Source organism: Ehrlichia ruminantium (assembly GCF_009728835.1).
In the GTDB taxonomy this organism is placed as follows: Bacteria; Pseudomonadota; Alphaproteobacteria; order Rickettsiales; family Anaplasmataceae; genus Ehrlichia; species Ehrlichia ruminantium_B.
In genome coordinates this window covers 94136-116043 of sequence record NZ_CP033455.1, presented here as the reverse complement: position 1 = coordinate 116043, position 21908 = coordinate 94136, and the positions used below count along the sequence as shown (strand labels likewise).

Sequence of the window (21908 nt, the reverse complement as noted above, 5' to 3'; positions counted from 1 at the left end):
CCACACCATCAATATACAATTATCTCCTGATAATCTCTATCGTCTCACAACAACTATTTGTACATATGAAGTTTATATTCTTTTATTACACCTATGAGAATACTATTATAAACACATCTAATTAAGACTTTAACCTTGATCAAGATATAAATATTACGAATATTACTCTACTATACAATACGATTGAACTTTAATAACGATTAATTCAAAACATTTTTAATCTCAACAATAGTCTATAATTCACTACTTAATAAAAATTCTATACCTACGTACAGGATAAAGCAAAATTATTTATCAATAATTCATCATACAAATACTTAAATTAAGTATTATGGGCACATTACTATGCGTTATTATTAGTGTTATATAACCCACTATACTCTACAAATTGCTAGTATAATACATATCTCAGTTCTTCATCTATACAATAATTATATATCAACTGTATAACATACAACCTTTTTAATCAGACTTATTACATAATTTTGTTAAATTCAACTAACTATTTTTAATTAGGTAAAAGAAGCTATTTACATAATTTTTAATGTAGCAACCAAATTATCAAGCCTACATAAAATTATCTTACTATATTTCTTTATCTATCATTAACTCATAGAAATTACCAACATCAGAACATTAATTTAAGCATACATAATTATATGCACTAACCCCTTCACATATTTAAGATTGTTGCAGTGCTCACATGCTAATTTCTTAGTAGTATTAGTCTATTATATATTTTTAATCTCTCACTAGCCTACAGAAATTACCAATACAAAAACACTCACTCAAACACACCATAATAATATTTTACATATCAGCACCAACTTATTTTCTTACCTACAAAGAATGATATATTCTTTTACGTTAATCTATTAAGTACTACCCCATTAACACTTTTATATCTCTTACTAACCTATAGAAATTACCAATACAAAAACACTTACTCAAATATACACAATTAATATTTACATATGAGTACCAACTTCTTTCCTTACTTAAAAGAATGATATATTCTTGTACGTTAATCTATTAAGTACTACCCCACTAATACTTTTATATCTTTTACTAGCCTATAGAAATTACCAATACAAAAAACACTCACTCAAACCACACATAATAATATTTTACATATCAGCACCAACTTATTTTCTTACCTACAAAGAATGATATATTCTTGTACGTTAATCTATTAAGTACTACCCCACTAATACTTTTATATCTTTTACTAGCCTATAGAAATCACCAATACAAAAACACTCACTCAAACACACCATAATAATATTTTACATATCAGCACCAACTTATTTTCTTACCTATACCAAAGTATTACATGTTTTTATACGTCAATTATTGAATACTTTATACACTAATATATATACAGAAATTTATCTATTATCTAAAGGTAAATAGTAATCATATAACCAAACTATACAATAATAAACTGACACACTACTATTCGAAATATCATATACCATCACATTCAAAGCAATAAAGCTATTATTACTCTATGGCACAAATACATATTGTTATGTTTTATTAAATATTTCCTCATTAGTAATCAAATTGTATTTTTATACATTTTTATTTTTGTTTTATCGCTTACAAACAATAGCTATGTAACAGGTATACAAATCATTAAGGTAGCAATACTTGACCTTTCTTCATATATAATGTTGTTCAAGTATAATATAGATCAAAAAATCGACCTATTTCTTATGAATAATTTTTTATGGAATTGTATGCTGCATTCTCATACATGAAACCAGGTTTTGTAAGCATAAAAGACAGATATACAGCAAGTTAGGTTAATCACTATACCAATACTTTTATATATACACAAACTCTCTCTTATCTTGTTAAACACTGACGCTGGGAATTTGCTGTTACTTGTTTGTCATATTGTAACATGTGAACATAAATATCCTGTAAAACTTTCATAGTACCTAACTCACAAACATTATCAACAATGCTTTTGCATATAATTTGCAATTTAACTTCACTAGCTGATACCTTACTAGTGATAACTCGCTTAATATCTTGAGAACAAACATTAAGTAATGCAGACGAGAAACTTATACCACATACATCTTTCGGGGTACTCCTAAAACGTTGAGGTATATCATATAAATTTAAAAATATATAAGATATTTCAGATAAAAGTACCAAAAACTTTTCACTCCCACTTTCATCAAATACTATATCATCAAATTTAATAACATTATGATAGCAAATACCAATCTGAATACAACAATTGATTATAACAAAATCTACAATATCATTAGTTAACTGACGATTAACAGTACATTGAACCTCTTGCCTAACATAGATCAGATGCCTTAACAATTGCAACACTGCAACATAAAATCCTATACTCTTAGAAGAATAAGCTGTATGTACTTCAAAAACTTTCCAATCGGCATAACATTCTAGAGTAGATGTTAAATAATTACGACAACTATCAAGTCTGTCATCACGATTTACAATGTCAATTATATTAACCAATATATTATCCAGAGCATAAACATCCAAATACTGCAGCTCATAATTATATAGGACAAACCTACTAAAATAATAAAAGCCTAATACTGCAGCAAATTGTGACAATAAGTTTAACTTGACAAGATGTATCACTAATTCATGTTGTGGAGTAACACGTAATAAGTCACGAAGACTGTCATTTATAGTATATTTATGAGCCTCATCTATACAAAATACATTTCTTGTTATATAACAGACATATGCTAATTGAGTGTATCGTTGCCTGATAAATTCTACACTACAAGTATTTTTATGTAATTTTTTATCCTGATATTTTCGATGGTCACGACATCTTTTATATAACTTTTGCTCTAATATTACAGGTCTCTGAGATATTACCGTTTGCATTTCTTCATGATAAGGTTGTAAAAGTTTCTGTGAAACAGGTTGTTCACTCGATATACCTGACACTACCTTTCTATTAAATCGTGGTATTTGATAAATACTAGTATGCTTATTTTTTCTTTGTTGAGCACTTTGTATCAAATATACATTTCTATTAAATCTCGGTATTTGATAAATACTAGTATGCCTACCTTTCGGTTTAGCACCTTGTCTTAAATACATATCGTTAAGAGAAACATCCGAATGCACTAAATCTGTATAAGTTTCCTCTCCGATACTTAAATTATCTAATCTACTCCCTACAACATTAACAGGAACCATATCACTAACATTTAATTCAGAAATTCCTGAAACCAACTTTTGTACCTCTGTTGCAGACTTTTCTCTATCATCTACTTCAACTACTGTATTTAAATCATTACACTCCTCCATACTTTTCACTTCATCAAGCAACTTATCTTCCTTTTCCTCACAGTTGAATAATTGCTGATCTTTTTCTTTCCTATCAAAGTCACTATTAAACCCAGACAACATATTAAAACCTATTAGTAATTTATATAAGTTGTATAAAAATACAATATATTACTACAAATAAGAAATTAATTAAATTAAAATTTCAACACTTTTAGATAAGAAATTATATATTTGTTACTTAAAAACTCATATTTAACTTTATAACTCTGACAAAAAAACTAGCTACAACAGGATTACTGTTTATTAGTATAAGTAATGTACAAAATGTTATATTTATATGACAAAACTAGTACTTATTTTTTTAAACAACCATTTTTAAAAAAGAAAAAACACTAATTTCCACTTCATAAGTATAAAAAATTTATAAACTTGTTCTAATTTTCACACAATATTCAGACTAAAAACTACACGTATTAAAATTGCAACCAATTCTACGGATTACGTAAAAATACAATTCATTTCATAACACAAGAAAATTTAATATTAAAATAATTACAAATCCATTTTATGATTATTGATACAGAACTCCACACTCAATTGTACAAATATAATAACCAAGTAATACCTATACCATTAGTTATATATTTAACCCTATAACATTATTAATTTATTATAACTATATTCAGTTGATAGCGATTTACATATAATTCTACATTTCAACATCTACTAATACAATCAACCATTTGAATAAAAAAAGTACTAAATTATATAAGTAAGTTTAATACATATTCTTAATAGTATTATATAACATAGACATACATAGATCTATCTACCATACCCATGTGAAATATATTCTCTCTCACTCTGCTTCTTATTATCTTGTTGCATACTTTTATTATAAGGTATCAATTTCGTATGCATATGTGTAAGTACCTGTTCATATATTTCTATATCACGCTGAATCCTTACAATAGACCTAACATCAGATCTACCAAGATAATAAGCAGCATCTACAAAAATAGTTAGCCAACTCATTGTATCATAAGCATTACATTTTTTAATATACTCTTCTACATTATCAGCACATAAACTGAGTAACTTACGCGGAAATAATATATTACACATCAACACAAGTTCACTTTTTTCACTTACATCATACATATACATAAAATTACGAAGCAATTTAACTAACTTCTGACTCAAGAAGTTTTTACTATATCTAAATGCAAGAAAGCTCAGCATATTTTGCATATGTAGATCTATCTTTTCAAAGCTATAACACAATTCTACATCATAATATAGAGTTGCCAACCTTATACTACAACAGACTAACATTAAATTTACCGAATGAATAATTGCCTTATTACACTGTTTAGTTCTCTTTGCAAATATCAAATCACCCAACAATAATATTAAATCGGCATATACCTGAAGTCTCTTAGGACTTGCAACATAGTCTTGCTGGGTTATAATATTAGTATAATACTGACAAATATTCTGTAATAATACATAACACTTTGTTAAACATGTTGAATTAGTATACATAACATCAGCAACTGCATCAAACAACATATGAAATATTTCTAACTCTAAAAATGTACTTCCCTGAAATACAAGTATTTTATGTAACTTATCACAACCCAATATGAGAGCTATTTGGGTCAAAACTTCTAGTTTCAATATATTACAAAAAAGGTCAAATCGCTTAGTAAAACTTAATATATTTTCCCGAATATCAGGTCTAATAACATAACAACCATTTTCGAGAGCATAAAACAACAATTTTACTAAATTACATAGATACATAATGTGCATTTTTCTTAAGTTTGCTAAAGGATCATTTATAAAAATATCAAATTCTCTGACAGCATCCTTAAAAGGATAATTTACATTTTCATCAGAAACAGCCATTAACATTTGTGGCCGACCTAACCTATAATTCATATATACACTATTACATAATGCATTATCCATACCAATATTCTCATGACATATACTAGGTGATACCAATTTTGTATTTTTGTTAGATTTCGGTACCTTAGCACCTCTCCGTCGTCTTGTTTTCGGCCTAGCACCTTGTTTTAAATACATATTTTCTGTAATAGTTGGAATAATTGCATCTATAGATTTTTTCAACTCCATCATATCAATATGAGGCGTCTTTTCACTCTCAGCAACAGTGATATTGTTTCTATCTGAATAATCAATATGTAACCCAGCTACTCCCATACTTAACTCCGGGTCTACTTGGTAAAGTACATTTGATACAGTCTGTTCATTTAACCCGTACCTCAACTTCTCATCAATTTGGGTACTTCCAACTTTAGAAGAAGTGCCATTTGAAACAGAGTTTTTAATTGAAAGATCTGACTGCATCCTAAAAAACTCTGGCATTTCTACACACACGTCTTGCTTTAGACATTCCCTTCTGGAAATAGCAGCCTGTTGTACATAAACATTTTCAAATAAACCACCTAGTCCCATGCTATCCATAGATGCTGTTACCTCCTTACTAGAAATACTATCCTCACTACTAGAAGTCCCTGCATTATCTCTATACACACTACCAGTATGAAAACCTCTTGCTTGCATACCTGACTTCGTTTTCTTTTCAGTCATCCTAAATTGCATATCTTTTTCTTCAGGCGTTACACCAGTAGCATCACATGATCCAACTTTGGTTTCCCTCTTATACGATTTGTCCCCTTTTTTTTGATTATCAGACAACTGTTGGATTTTCTTCTTATTATTTGAATCATCAATCAATCTAGGTAACATATAAAACCTATTAACAAATTTTTAGTAAATATAGCATAATTAAATAATAGATTTTATTAATTTTTTATCAAATAATAAATTAATTGTAAATAATATAACCTATATATTAAACTTTATAACTTATGTTATATAAATAGAAAACCTTAGTTCTAAAATATTCAAAATTGAAATAGCTTTTAAAATATACCACGAGAATCACACAAACATAAGTTATGTATGTACGACTTCTGCATCCTTGCAATAAAAAAACTACATATTATACAATGTCACATAATGATTCTTTAAAAAGAACTATTAATATAATAAAGCAATCTACCAATTTATTATATAACCCCATATACATTAACTTAAGCTCTAATAATACCTATATACAAGGGTTGGTTAACACCTTATACATTCAGCTTATTTACTCAGCACAAAAATATAATTAACTTTAGATAATTACTTACCTTATCTAACAACATGCAATTCATTTACAGTAAATCATCATCCAAACAAGATACATTAAATCAACTATTGCACTGAGTAAAAAACACCATATTTTCATAGCAAAATTATGCATACGTATATATGTTAACTAACACACATGGTAGGCATCGTACCTACCATGCAATTAAATACAGACAATACGAATCTATTGATAATTTACCAATAAATAAAATCCTGCATTAAACATCATATCACGATGACCATAAATTTTTCATATCATAATTTTACTATTTTTTACTACATAGTCTAAAAACAGAACTCACAAATACCAAAAATATACTGATATCAGAATGATCCAACATGTAACAAAATTACTATAAGGCATATCTCAAAAATAAACTGTAAGATATCCTAGATATTTCCATTACATATAAACATTTTTATGATTCATTATCATCATCTACTATATCTCAGGTTTTGACTTTGACTATAGCATATTTGTGTCTCTTCACTACGTCGGTCAGGCATATGAAAATCAATATCTAGGAGCGATCCTACAAGTAGTGGTGTAAACCGTACAACATCTTCCCCTATTTCTAACAAAGCTTCTGTAGACATATCATGAGTAATATTATACGCCATATTTAATATTACATAAGAAAAACTCAGTCTATCTTGATGAGCAATCTGATTAATAAAGTACTCCATAATTGTTTTAGAACACATACTCATTAACCTACGTGGAAACGCTACATTACATATATAGATAACATCATCTTCCACTTTCGGGTTAATATAATACATATATGACATATTAAGACATACATCCATACATCTTTGTCTAACACTACTACGTCGGTTTTGTGAGAAAAGATCATTTAGCGCTGCTTGTTGCTCAGGAGTATTATTACCAAATTTACGATACCCCGCTAAACAATGGTACATAACACCAAGTCTGTAATAACAAGATACCAGTGCAAGATTTATAATATGGATACGAGTACTATCACACAACTTATGACGCCTTACAAATACCAGCCCAGCTAACAGAAAAATTAAGTTAGAATAGTAAAATGGACCATGACTACTCGCTGATCCCGAATTAACAACTGTACTATCTTTGTAAGACATAAATATATCATATAATTTCGAAACAACAAGCTTAGACCTTGGAGCATTGCATATAATATCTATTACACTCTTAAACATTTGCTCAAATGCATATAAAGATAAACAATCGCCTCTACAACAGATCAAAGACCTAGCTAATTCATCAAAATCTAGTGCAAAAGCTAACTGAGTCATAAGTTCTAATTTGAGTACACATATCATGAAATCAGGATCGTTAGTAACTAGTGAGAACATTCTCATTACGTCAGGTTTGATTGTATAATTACCATTCTTAACAGGAGTAAATATTCTTCTCGCTACATCCCATATAAATCCTACATGAGCATGCCTTACACGTTTAAACATACTAAAATATGTTGCATAAACAGACCCATCCATACTGCCATCACTTTCAACATCTTCAGTACTCATGCATTCTCTAAATCTAGAAATAAAACCATCTGCAACTACATCACAATCTACATGTAGATCTCTAACATTAGAAGAAACAGCACCCTGATTTTCAATTTCTTCTGTAGCAACACCACTTTTCTTGTTTATTATTTCCGACCTTGCATCTTCTGCTAAATACAGACGCATAAGTCTACTACCTAATAAGAAGTGATCATCAACAGCACTTCTTGTAGTTAGCTCTTCCCTGTCACCTAACTTCTCTTGTGTTCTTTGACTTGCTTTAGCCGGTATATTACCAATATTATCTTGTTTTTGCGAAGAAACAGATACACGTCTTTTAACTTTTGGTCTAGCACCTTGAGCTAAATACATACCTTTAAGTCGGCACCTGGGCATATTTTCTTCAGCACCAGAACTTTTAATACCTGTAGTATAACCTTCAGCTTGACCTGATGATGTTTCTGCTTGGGTTATCTGAGGTAACCCATCACTTCTTCGAGTACCTTCACTCAAGTTATCATATACACCTACTACACTTATTTTACCTTTTGGCTTTTTACTTTTTCCATCACTGTCAGATGATTCCTTCGGTTGCTCTTCCTCATCTGAACTGTTCATTAATCCAGGGAACATATCAAATACCTATTAATACATTTATAACAAATTTATAATATCAAAAAATTATAAGATATTATTAATTTTTACATATGATAACATAAAAAATTACGAAATAATGTTATTTTTTTAAATTTTTGTCAAATAAAGTATTGCTTTTCCATTCTAGAGAAATGCAATAACAATTTAAATACACTACATAGCTAATGATTTTGTTCATTCCACACACTTAAACAACATATACCTTTCTTACTAAGATACAGAAATATTATTTTCTTGAATGAACCTAAATTATATATTTGATGTACTGAAAAAACAATAATTAATACCCATATTAAGTTATATACATTCAAAAGATATGATATATCTAAATAAAAACACAGAATATGTAGCTTCAACCAAACAACAACTTTTCTAGTCAATATTACATACTTACTTTATTTACTAAGTAGATCTAGAATTTTATATACACCACAAATAAAGTTTATTTATCCTACTTACATTTCTTTTATATATTATTCATCCGTTATATCACTATTTTAACAGTTATTTTGAACTTACAATATCCTACTATACGTAACATGCGTATTAAATAAATATACACACGTCCATGTATACTTTTGCAACAATATACCTTTAAGTCATATAAACCATTAGATTACATGTATAACAATCATATTACTCATAGATCACATGAAATTTATAGTTATTACATATATTGCTTGGTAAAACGTAAATATTACACAGTCCTGTCATCTAGCTTACTCTTCGTAACTACAAACATAATATTTTCAATATAACTTTTTTATCATACAATACACAAACTACATATTATATCCCTCATAAACAATGAGCTTATACAATTTATTTTAAAAACATATTTACAGGTTATAGACTTATTATTTACGAATAACTGGAATGCTTTCTGTCTTTTTATTGTTTTTAATATCACGTTTCTCTACAGAATTTATATTTGTTCTACTATTACTTACATTTCAAATGCAAGCTGTACACAGAATATTTATCTTAATATCAAAAAAGATTATAAATCTATAATTAAGGCCAGTACTCTCACATGCTTATGTTTTGTTAACATACTATATAAAGTTAGCATAACTACTTCATAAACAAGAATGACTACGTATACAATATATACACGTAATAACTGTTCTGCACACCTATAGAAAAATTACGGTCACTATAATGAGATTAACCTACAATATTAAAAACATATTCAAATTAAATTACAGATAAACTAATACTTCTTGTCCTTAGTTATACTAATATTAAATAAGGTTTTTCCATATAGGATTTAAAACAGTTTAAAAACTTTGCCGCTAATACACCATCAATTACCCTATGATCCACAGATAATGTAACTGTCATAATACTTGAAATACACACCTGATCATTAACAACCACTGCTCTTTTATCAGAACATCCAACTGCCATTATACAGGATTGTGGAGGATTAATAATCGCACTAAATTCCTTAATACCAAACATACCAAGATTGGAGATAGTAAAACCTCCGCCCTGAAATTCTTCAGGTTTAAGCTTTCCAGATTTAGCCTTATTAGCCAATACCTTGATTTCATTTGAAATTTCTAATAGAGATTTCTTATTTGCATTTTTAATAATAGGAGTAATTAAACCATCATCAACCGATACAGCAACTGAAACATCTATGCTAGAATATACAATAATTTTATCATTTTCGCCCCATGAAACATTAACTTCAGGAAATTTGTTAATGCTCATTGCAACAGCTTTAATCACAAAATCATTTATGGTCACCTTAGTATCAAGATTTTCAGTATTAATTTCTTGCCTAATCTTCAATAGATTATCTACTGTACAATCCACCGAAACATAAAAATGTGGTACCGTTTGTTTCGAATAAACCAAACGTTCTGCTATTACTTTTCTCATACTACTAACTTCAATAACAGAATTTTTCCCACTAACGATAGGAACAATAGAACCATCTTTTTGTTTATTCACAACATCTAAAACATCTGCTTTAATAATCCTCCCATAAGGACCTGTACCCTTAATTAAACCTATATCAATAGCAAGATCTGAAGCGATTTTTTTTGCCAATGGGCTAATTTTAATCCGTTGAGATTCAGATGTATTTACTACATTATTTACACTTTGCTCTTTAGCTTCTAATTGTATTGGTTCTTTTTCAGTTTTAGATACAATACTGTTTGGGACATATGAATTAATGTTTTCTAAGTCCAACTTATCTGTAACAATCAATGCTATTAATTGATTCACCGAAACATTTTTACTGCCTTCCGCAACAATAATCTGTCCTAGGATTCCATCTTCATCAGTATATTCGAATTCCATTACAGCCTTGTCAGTTTCTATATCAGCAATAATATCACCTGATTTTACTTCTTCACCTTCTGATTTATACCATTTCCTTATAATTCCACTAGTCATAGTGGGAGAAAGTGCAGGCATTAATACTTCGATAAACATAACTAAAAAACAAAAAATACTTATACAAGTGATTACAGTATTAGATATGCATTGTCAATCCAATTATAGGCGACTTCGTATACAACATATTAAATTAATTAATCAAGGAAACGTGGATATTTAACAGAACATAACATACAAGGAAACAATCTAAATGAACACTTACAATCACACTCAATATAAATCTTTACATGGCATAATTTTTAATTTTAATCTATCAAAAATTATTTATAAAACACAATTACCACATAAGTTTTAACTACACTATCTCTTAAATATTGTCATAGCAATAATGTTTTTTTTACCTATTTTACAAATAGACCTATAGCAAATTTACTTTTAATACATATCTGATAATTTATTTTTTATCATTATCAGTACACTTTAATATAGTAGAGAATATCACCTCTACTCACCCAGTATAATTAGCAATTAAAGATACATATTTTGCATAAATTATTATCTCTTTTTTTAGCTAAACGTATATCCATAACTCTTTTCTACTTAATTAGTATAATTACCCCATTTATACCAAAAACATATTTATTCACTCTATACATAACGTACTGAAGAAGTTTTAGAAACACGTGTACTTTGTAAATTCAACGGAATATTAGATGATGGTTTATTCGCATCTCTAGGATTACCTCGCAATGAATTACTCATCAATGGACGCTGAGAAGATCCCCTAGATTCTCTAATAGGTAAGTCAGCAAGAACAGGATTTCTTATAACATGACGATTCATATAATAAGTCCTAGTATTCCTCCATCGTACATCAAGTGCTATGCCATCATTTGCTGTAATAACACTATCAGTTCTCTTTTTACGTGATAAAGGATTACAAACTCTATATTTACCATAAGTACTGACTTGATGACGTTGTAAATTTTGACCTACATTCCCTTTAACTGCATATTTTCCTCTGCCAGGATTACTTTGTTGTAAATCCAGTCTACTACCATTTGCTACAGCACTATCATCAGTGCTTCCTTGAGGTAATAAAGGATAATGCATTCCACGTTCACTATAAGCACCTGCTAGATGATACGGCAAATCCTGACCAAGGTCTCCTCTAATACTATATTTACCAGTAGCACCTTGCTGTAAATCCTGTCTACTACTATTTGCTACAGCACTATCACCAGTGCTTCCTTGAGGTAATAAAGGATGAGGTAATAAAGGATAATGAATTCCACGCTCACCATAAGCATCTGCTAGATGATACGGCAAATCCTGACCAAGGTTTCCTCTAATACCATATTTACTAGTAGCACCTTGCTGTAAATTCAGTCTACTACCATTTGCTACAGCACTATCATCAGTGCTTCCTTGAGGTAATAAAGGATAATGAATTCCACGCTCACCATAAGCATCTGCTAGATGATACGGCAAATTCTGATTAAGGGTTCCTCTAATACCATATTTACCAGTAGCACCTTGCTGTAAATTCAGTCTACTACCATTTGCTACAGCACTATCATCAGTGCTTCCTTGAGGTAATAAAGGATAATGCATTCCACGTTCACTATAAGCACCTGCTAGATGATACGGCAAATCCTGACCAAGGTTTCCTCTAATACTATATTTACCAGTAACACCTTGCTGTAAATTCAGTCTACTACCATTTGCTACAGCACTATCACCAGTGCTTCCTTGAGGTAATAAAGGATAATGCATTCCACGTTCACCATAAGCATCTGCTGGATGATACGGCAAATTCTGATTAAGGGTTCCTCTAATACCATATTTACCAGTAGCACCTTGCTGTAAATTCAGTCTACTACTATTTTCTACAGCACTATCACCAGTACTTCCTTGAGGTAATAAAGGATAATGCATTCCACGTTCACCATAAGCATCTGCTGGATGATACGGCAAATTCTGATTAAGGGTTCCTCTAATACCATATTTACCAGTAACACCTTGCTGTAAATTCAGTCTACTAACATTTGCTACAGCACTATCATCAGTGCTTCCTTGAGGTAATAAAGGATGAGGTAATAAAGGATAATGCATTCTACGTTCACTATAAGCACCTGCTGAATGATACGGCAAATCCTGACCAAGGTTTCCTCTAATACTATATTTACCAGTAACACCTTGCTGTAAATCCAGTCTACTACCATTTGCTACAGCACTATCACCAGTACTTCCTCGAGGTAATAAAGGATAATGCATTCTACGTTCACTATAAGCACCTGCTGAATGATACGGCAAATCCTGACCAAGGTTTCCTCTAATACTATATTTACCAGTAACACCTTGCTGTAAATCCAGTCTACTACCATTTGCTACAGCACTATCATCAGTGCTTCCTTGAGGTAATAAAGGATAACGCATTCCACGCTCACCATAAGCATCTGCTGGATGATACGGTAAATTCTGATCAAGGTTTCCTTCAGTACTATATCCTTTATCTGTGCCACTTTGTTGTAAATTAGGAACACTATTACTAGCTTTTTGCTTAGGTAATAATGGATCAAAAATATTATATCCACTGTAAGAATTTGTATAACATTGTAAATTACTTTCAAAACTCTTTATGACTCTACCAGTATCTCCACTAGATGATAAACATGAATAATCCATACCATAATCAGGTAAACAACAATCTCTCTTATCAGTCTGATCACCCAGCTTATTTGGTGGATTTACAAATACTTTATCAGAATCTAAACAAGTAGGCACAATATCTGATACTTGTGGCAAACTAGATAGTTCTGTAGAATCTACCGTATCTACACTTTGTAAATTATCTTCTGTAAGGCGTAAGAACATATCTTCAATACTTTCTTGCCGTATAGAAGAATTTTGTGCAATACTATTAATATCTTGCTCTATACAAGATAAATCTTCTCTACTTGCTTGCAATAAAGTCAAAGACTGTAATAAATTACTATCCTCATACTCTTGTTGCTGCATAGAAAAACTCTCTACAGTACTACCAATATTGCTATTCATGCTTTCATCAAACATTAAGTGAGTTTCACATGAACCATTACGGCTACTATTTTCAGATGATTCTTCAACAGCTTCACCTGCATTTAAAATTGTTCTAGAACTAGTATCCACCTCAGCAATATTCTGAACAACAGCACTATCACCTAAAATTAGTGGAGTTTTAACTTTAGGAAATAACTCACTTACTTGAGAACTAGCACTATTAGGTAACTCACTTACTAACTTATGTGTTGCCTGTTCATGACTAATTACACGAGGTACCAGTTTTACTGGATTTGCCTTTATGATCCTAATACTACCTTGTCGTTTACTAGAGATTTTATTCTTCTTTTCTATAAAACTACTATACTGTCTAAAAAAATCATACATTATACAAAGAGAATTACCACTATCATATTGTACAAACGTTTGAAAGTTGGCTATAATGTTTGAAACCATGCTAAAAAAATCTATATTCGTATTAACAACTTTACCATCATATAAATGACATGATGTATTTCTAAAAGCATAACACTGTCTTATAAAATCAAAGACAAAACTAGATTTAACATCTCTCCGAATTGAGTTTGCACGATAATAAAAAATCTTACAGGATTGTTGTACTATATGTCCAATATGCGTAACAATACAAACAACACCAGCACTATAAATAATAGTATGTAATTCCGATAGGTTAACACATTCTACTTTAGAAACCAATGGACAAATTTCTAATATCCTTGCTAGAAAATCAAGTGGATATTCCTTTATATAATATCCTTGTGTACAAAACTGACTCTCATATTTCTCAAAAACTCTCAGAATACGATCCCTTAATTTATCTAATGAAATACCTTTAGAATTAATACAACAAAGCTCCTGTATAACATCCAACAGAAAAGCATCTAAATCCATAGTAAATACTTTATAATAGTGTTTAAAAAGAGCTGTCATCTCTTCAAATTTACTATTTGGTCTTATAATCATGAGAAAATTAGTTAATATAGACAATTTTATCATTGAAAGAAAAAAATCATATTGTGATCTTTCAGCAAAAAAATCTTTTAATGCTTTTTCAGCAGATTCTGTTACCACTAGAACAGACGATCTCTCACTTTTGACAAGCATAAACAAACTTCCAGTAAGCCTTAAATAATATAACAAATGAGAAGATCTCGTCTTACACATCGAAGCAGTAGTTACTAGATATTTATCCAATACATACTGGAACCTCATTACATCACAAGGAACTACAGGACCTACTTCACCATCAAAACAAGATAACAAATTAGAATCTAGAGTTTTTTCATGCTTTAATTCACAACATTCTATTAAATGTGATTTTTCTTCAATCTGTATACCAACTGAATCTGTTTGTTCTCTAACCTTTCTTGCTTTTCTATTTGCTCTCTGGCGTTGGGATTTAGTCAATTGACCTTTCTTTTGCTGCTTTTTCTGTAAAATACTATTATTCGCTGAATTACTACCTAGCAATACTACATCATCTACAGGAACATCTTCTGCCTGACAAATCTCTAAAGATTGTAAACTATCTGAACTAACCATATCTAAAGTATCGTTACTAGTACACAACTCAGCAGTAGTTTCTTCAAATACCAGATGATCATCATCATATACTGTAGCAGTATTACCATCTAATAATGTTTGACCCACATCATTTATAACAGCACTTACTACTTCATTATTTTGTTCTGGTATAGAAACTGTATGTTCACTAGCACACATATCAATAAGATGTAACTTATCTTTTTCTTCAATACAAATAAGTTGAGCTTTACTTCGCTTAGAGACTTTATCATCTTTTAACAAGGTAACATTATCCACATTCTTCATTATTATATCTTTTTTTAAGTTACCTTCCTGCAGTACAGGAATCATAGGCTTAGCAGTGCACACTGCAGAACTTTTTTTAGACTTTTTCTTCTTACTAGATAATTCTTTTATTTTCGGTTTAGCCCCTTGTTTCAAATACTCATCATTTGATACAGGAACTGTTACTGATTCACCTGCAGTAACATAATCCTCTTTAATAGTAACAGCTGTAGCCTCTTCATAACATTCATCCTTACTTGCATCATTCACAGGAACTGTTACCGATTCACCCGCAGTAATACAATCTCTTTTAATACTAGCACCTGTAGCTTCCTCATAACACTCATCCTTACTTGCATCATTTACAGGAACTGTTACCGATTCACCTGCAGTAACATAATCTTCTCTAATAGTAACACCTGTAGCCTCTTCATAACATTCATCCTTACTTGCATCATTCACAGGAACTGTTACCGATTCACCTGCAGTAACATAATCTTCTCTAATAGTAACACCTGTAGCCTCTTCATAACATTCATCCTTACTTGCATCATTCAAATGTACACTATTAATATCACAGACTTTCTGAACAATATGGATTTGCTGCCCAACAAAACTGGATTGAGATTTTACATCAACTTCAGGTGTACCAACTAACACTTCATCGCTTGTATCTTGAATAACTTGTACTACTTTTGCACTTTTACTTTTTTTATTGGTATTCTTTTTCTTATGTGTACTCTTTATCAATTCAGGCTTAACATCAGCACATACTGTTCCAGATCGCTTTTTTACCGATTGTGAATTAACACCATATCCAGGTATATAATACTCCAATAAATCATAGTTAAATAATTTCAAAAATTTACAAAGGAAAATGATAGGATTATTAGCATTAGTATTTTCCTCTTTATATTGAAGTAATACGGTTTTATAATGAAACCTCAATGGTAACATCACAGCATCATCAAGCTGATTTTCAGTTTTAAAACGATCCTCTACATAATGTAAAACACTAGCTATGTCATTCAGATAGTTTCCAAACACTAAATCGTATAACAATATATTTACTGTGTCCCAAGCTAAATTTACACTTAAAAAACTGATCATCTCTGGAGTATGTAAATCTCGCTCATAAAATGTACTACCTTGCACGTAACGTAACGCATTGATACAAAAATAAATCTCATTCTCACAATAGAATTCAGAATTATGATCAGCTATAACTAGTACTTTACGTGCTTGTTTATTTAACACATTAATATCAAAAGTGCAGTCACTGTGATAAAAAAATTCATCAAATAAACACACTTGTAAAAGATATATGAACTTTAAATTATAAATATTCATATTGGTAGCATAATATAACCTTGCACCTATTTGTAGTTTTGTATGATCCAACTCCTTAGGGAATACAATACTTCCTTCTTTAACAACACGTTGTAATAATGCCTCTTTTTTTTCAGCATCTGTAGCAGGACACTTAATTCTAGCTATGATGTTACTTAATACCCCATTGTTAATAGGGTAACAATTTACACAACTCGCAGCACTTTCTTGATAACAACAGATTGCTTTTAACTTATTAATTAATATTAAATACTCATTAGCTTCTTCTGCCTCTATTTTTTGCCTAAATGCCAATTCAGTTTTAACAGATAAACCTTCCTCATATACAAAGGATTCAATAGTATATAAACCTATACTTTGCTCTAAACTTTTATTACAGAATATATTGTCTAATATGGTATACCACCACTTACACAAGTATTTATTCAATAAACCATCAATATATACACTTAAATCACATGCTTTTTTTTGTTTTGATCCCTTTTTAAGGATCACTTCCTTCTTTTGACTAGATACCTCATTGTTTTCCAGTAATTTCGTGAAGACTTCTAAAACAACTTCACTAAAGTTCTGAATGGTATTTAATTTCTTCTTCGAAATCAAAGCATCAGTGAGTTTTTCGAAAAATATGTCACGATTATTGCCTATAACCTGTCCAACAACAGAGAAGATTATATGATCTACCATATCACTACAATAATGTATAGACCCCATATAAGGTTTAAGATAAGCAGACACAACTCTGTAATTTAATGTTTTAACAAATTCAATATCTTGACATTTATTTAATAAATCTTGTTTTATCGCTGCTATGTCAATAATTGTACTATCATTATATAGCGTATTATCTTTAAGTGCACATATCCACTTTTTACATCTATCTACTACTTCCTTTGTTTCATCGTTACAAAATTCTAAATTAGATGCACATTTGTAAATATGTGATGACTTATGATAAAAAATTTTATTAGCATCCAAAACTATCTTGATAATTTTTATCAAACCATTATCGGATAGTTCACTCTGTTGACAATGTAGATCACATATTATACCCAATATTTTATAATAGAACTTAATAAATCTACCCTGAACAAATTGAGCAGGCAAGTCAGGTAGAGAACCTTTACACAGCCGTTTTCCAGACATTACAATTGCATTATATAGTTCTACAGGGTTATTTCTTTCTCCATACTCAGCTATATTACTATCTATTAAGCTAATGATGGTAGAAGGCTTAATATTTTTTAACATCCACAAAAACTGCATATTGTGATGACTAGGATTTTCATAAATAAATCCTCCAACATCATAACTAAGAACACCTATGAATTGAGTACTGTATTCTACAAAATTAGCTGTAGAATATTCTTGAAATTTATAGATAAGCTTCAATAGTAATTGTCTTAGTAATACTTTCCTTTCCATATCACATATAACATAAGAATACACCATTTTCTTTAGTGATAAGTCAGCTATGATATTATGTATATCTTCACAGAAGTGCTTTTCTTCACTATTAACCACTGGATACAATTGCCTGACAGCATATTCATATTCATCTCGACATAAAAAACACGTACTTCCAACTAACCCAGAATATAGGACCTGAAATTCCTGTATCATAGGTCGAAATTCTATAGACTCAAAATTACTTGGCGATACAGACTTTAACACATTTGCCCAATCATTAGCCAAAACTTCATTACTCATTACAGTGGTTTTTATTATTTCCCTAAAGAACATAGCTGAACATATTTGTATTACACTTTTACGAGAAATACCTCCCAATAATCTAATCTCATCAATTACATCAGCCGGTAATTCTTCAAAAAATTCTTCAGTAAGACCATAACAAAATTTCTGTTCTTGTATCCCAATAGCCACACATAAATCGACTATAAACTTAACAATACAAGCATGCTCTGTATCTGTATTACTTCGTTCCACATCATAAGATAACTTTATCATACTTTTAATAAAAGATGATATCTCTAATATATGAGTAGAGTCACCACTTAGAATTTCTGAAACAGACTCAACAATTATAGAACACAACATTTTATGTAATAGTCTACTAGAAATCTTTCCTGCGCTAACAGCTTTATCAATAATAAAAAAAAAGATTAAACTAATAGATGTCATCCCTTTTAAGTACTCATAACCCGTTTGAACAGTATCATACAGACTTTGATACATTACATTAAGAGTCATCCATGGATTTTTCTTATCCTGACTATTTTCTATTATAAAAAATATTTGATTAGGAGAAAAATTAGCATTATTAAGCATCTTAAAAACAAATAAAGCAGCTTTAAACATCTGTATGTCTATTTTATTAAAACCTTGACTCTTTAAACTACGTATTAGCTTTTCATCATTTATAATACATAGATTTGCAAATTTCAGTATATCTACATAAGTAAGAAAATTTCTTTTATTAAAAGTCTGAGTAATAATTTTAGTAATTTTACAGAAAGATTGATTAAATGTGACAACGTCAAATAAAGAATCATCACATATACTACCAACAGTAGAGCGTAACATACGTATAAAAAGATGTGGATCACAACTCTGTACTTTAAATCCTTCTACAAATGAATTTATCATTTGTATACATCTAGAAATAACAAAGCCAGCAACACACATCACAAAATGTCTTTCAGAAACCATGACATTCTTATCTACGAAATCTTGTATTACGACAACAGAATATTTTGATAGAGTATCAACAATTAATGTAGATACCTTTTTCACACAACCTCTAACATTATGTTCGTTACGCAGTCCTTCAGGGAAATTAGGTAATATATTTTTAATAATTTCAAAATCTTTATCCGAAACGCTTATATTAGCCATGAAATTATTCCAATCTTTTAGCGTCAAAATACAGCACTTGTCCGATAAATTAACAGCAGATCGTATTGCAGACCTTATACTAAAAAGAGAAAACAACATTATGTGTTGGGAAAAACTAAGGTTATCCAAATACTGAATTTTAACCTTTATGACAAGAGGAATACTACAAAACACCTTAAGAAATTCTGCACTCATCATTGGTATATCTATAGTGACATTAAATAATACAGAATTAGATAACATATCTGATAATGTCATGTTATGAAAGACCGATGAATCTTGTAATAGCTCTTTCATGTCAATACGTTTTAAATATGACGCTATATCACTACATAACAGATCATTGTCCAATACATGAAATAATAAAGAACCTACTTTTTTTTTAATACTATAAAGCAATATAATCAATTGCGCATTTTCTTGCCTATTCAGGTTTCTATTAACAACACCACCTTTTATACAATCTATACTATAAAAAAGGTAAGGAACTAATGTATTAATAGATAAGCATGCTCTTACAAGTGGAGCACTAACAAATACACATTCCAAATTAGGAAACAATAATTTCTCATTATCTGCAAGTGAATAAAATTTATGTAACGGAGATGATAATATCAATATCTTTTCTATAGATTTAGGATACTCTTTTCCCTGATTAAGTAATACATTGAATTTTTTAGTGGTAATTAATTTATTACAGAAAGCTAAACCATCCTTACTGTCAAATAAACCATCTATAGATATAATTGTCCTAATATCTTGACATGGATTTATAAGTAATAATTTTAGATTCTTAAAAATTGATATATCGTAATCTACAGTTAAAGATACTATCTTACCACCAGGCATCCTACTATAACTATTAGTAGATACTAATAATACCTCTACTAAATCTGGTACATCACAATATTTTTTAAATAAAACTACTCCATTACTAGGTAAATTTTGTGGCGCAATAATAAATAAAAACTGCATACCACAGAAATACAGTAACATATCCATAGGACAATTTATTAAAAGCAACTTCTCTACTTGTTGCTTAATACTTATATTCTTATCAAAACATTCTATAGATGGTACACTATTAGCACATCTTAAACTTAACCCTGATAATATAGGTATATCATCTAGCACACGAACTAAAGTTTCAGAACATTTTGGCTCACTAATAACACAATCAAGCTCTATTAACGATGGGAATAAGCTTATGTACTTTTCAATATGAGCATCAGTCATCACGCCCCTTACTAAAAAGTTTATATCTTCTTCAGAACAACCATTTGAATTTTGTTTTAAATCATTATAAACATTTTGAAATAAATCTATATCCCCCATTTTTATACTGATAATTTTTGATCTAAACTGTTCAAACAGAGGATCATTAACCAATACAGAAAGAACATATCCATTTAATATATACAACTCTAATGAGTGACAATCCTTATAATCCTCTTGAATTTTACTTAACATTCCACCAGATTGCGGTATTTTAATTTCTTCAAGAAATACTCTAGGATCACACAGTGTTATCCCATAAAAGACATTGTAATCCGGATGGTATGCTTTAATGTACTTAGTATAAGCATTATAGCTTTTATACGTAATTAATCCGATATCACAGAGATAATTCCATATAGTTTCATATGATAAAGAAACTGTTTTTTCAGATCGAGTAACTTTTGACTTGGGTTGATCTTGGATAAACTGGTCTATATATACCATATCAAGTTTCTGATGAAACATACAGACTACTCACAAAATTATTCAGTACAAATTTAAGATATATA

Annotated in this window: 5 protein-coding genes; all 5 read right to left on the bottom strand. The window is 30.0% G+C overall.

Annotated features, from left to right (window positions below; all coding sequences use genetic code 11):
- Positions 1 to 1851: 1851 nt before the first annotated feature.
- Positions 1852 to 3420, bottom strand: coding sequence for a DUF3514 domain-containing protein (locus EDL80_RS00385; RefSeq protein ID WP_158406245.1), 1569 nt, complete (start codon positions 3418 to 3420; stop codon positions 1852 to 1854).
- 705 nt (positions 3421 to 4125) lie between these two features.
- Entirely contained in the window at positions 4126 to 6078 is a 1953-nt protein-coding gene (locus tag EDL80_RS00380) for a DUF3514 domain-containing protein (RefSeq protein WP_158406244.1), read from the bottom strand.
- 885 nt (positions 6079 to 6963) lie between these two features.
- Complete coding sequence (locus EDL80_RS00375; protein WP_158406243.1) at positions 6964 to 8664, bottom strand: hypothetical protein; 1701 nt, start codon at positions 8662 to 8664, stop codon at positions 6964 to 6966.
- 1257 nt (positions 8665 to 9921) lie between these two features.
- Positions 9922 to 11139 carry a pyruvate dehydrogenase complex dihydrolipoamide acetyltransferase gene (locus EDL80_RS00370; RefSeq protein ID WP_158406242.1) on the bottom strand — a complete coding sequence of 406 codons (1218 nt, stop codon included), beginning with the start codon at positions 11137 to 11139 and terminating at the stop codon, positions 9922 to 9924.
- Positions 11140 to 11691: 552 nt separating this feature from the next.
- Positions 11692 to 21864 (bottom strand): hypothetical protein, encoded by a 10173-nt coding sequence (locus EDL80_RS00365; RefSeq protein ID WP_158406241.1) that lies wholly within the window; start codon positions 21862 to 21864, stop codon positions 11692 to 11694.
- Between the last annotated feature and the right edge of the window lie 44 nt (positions 21865 to 21908).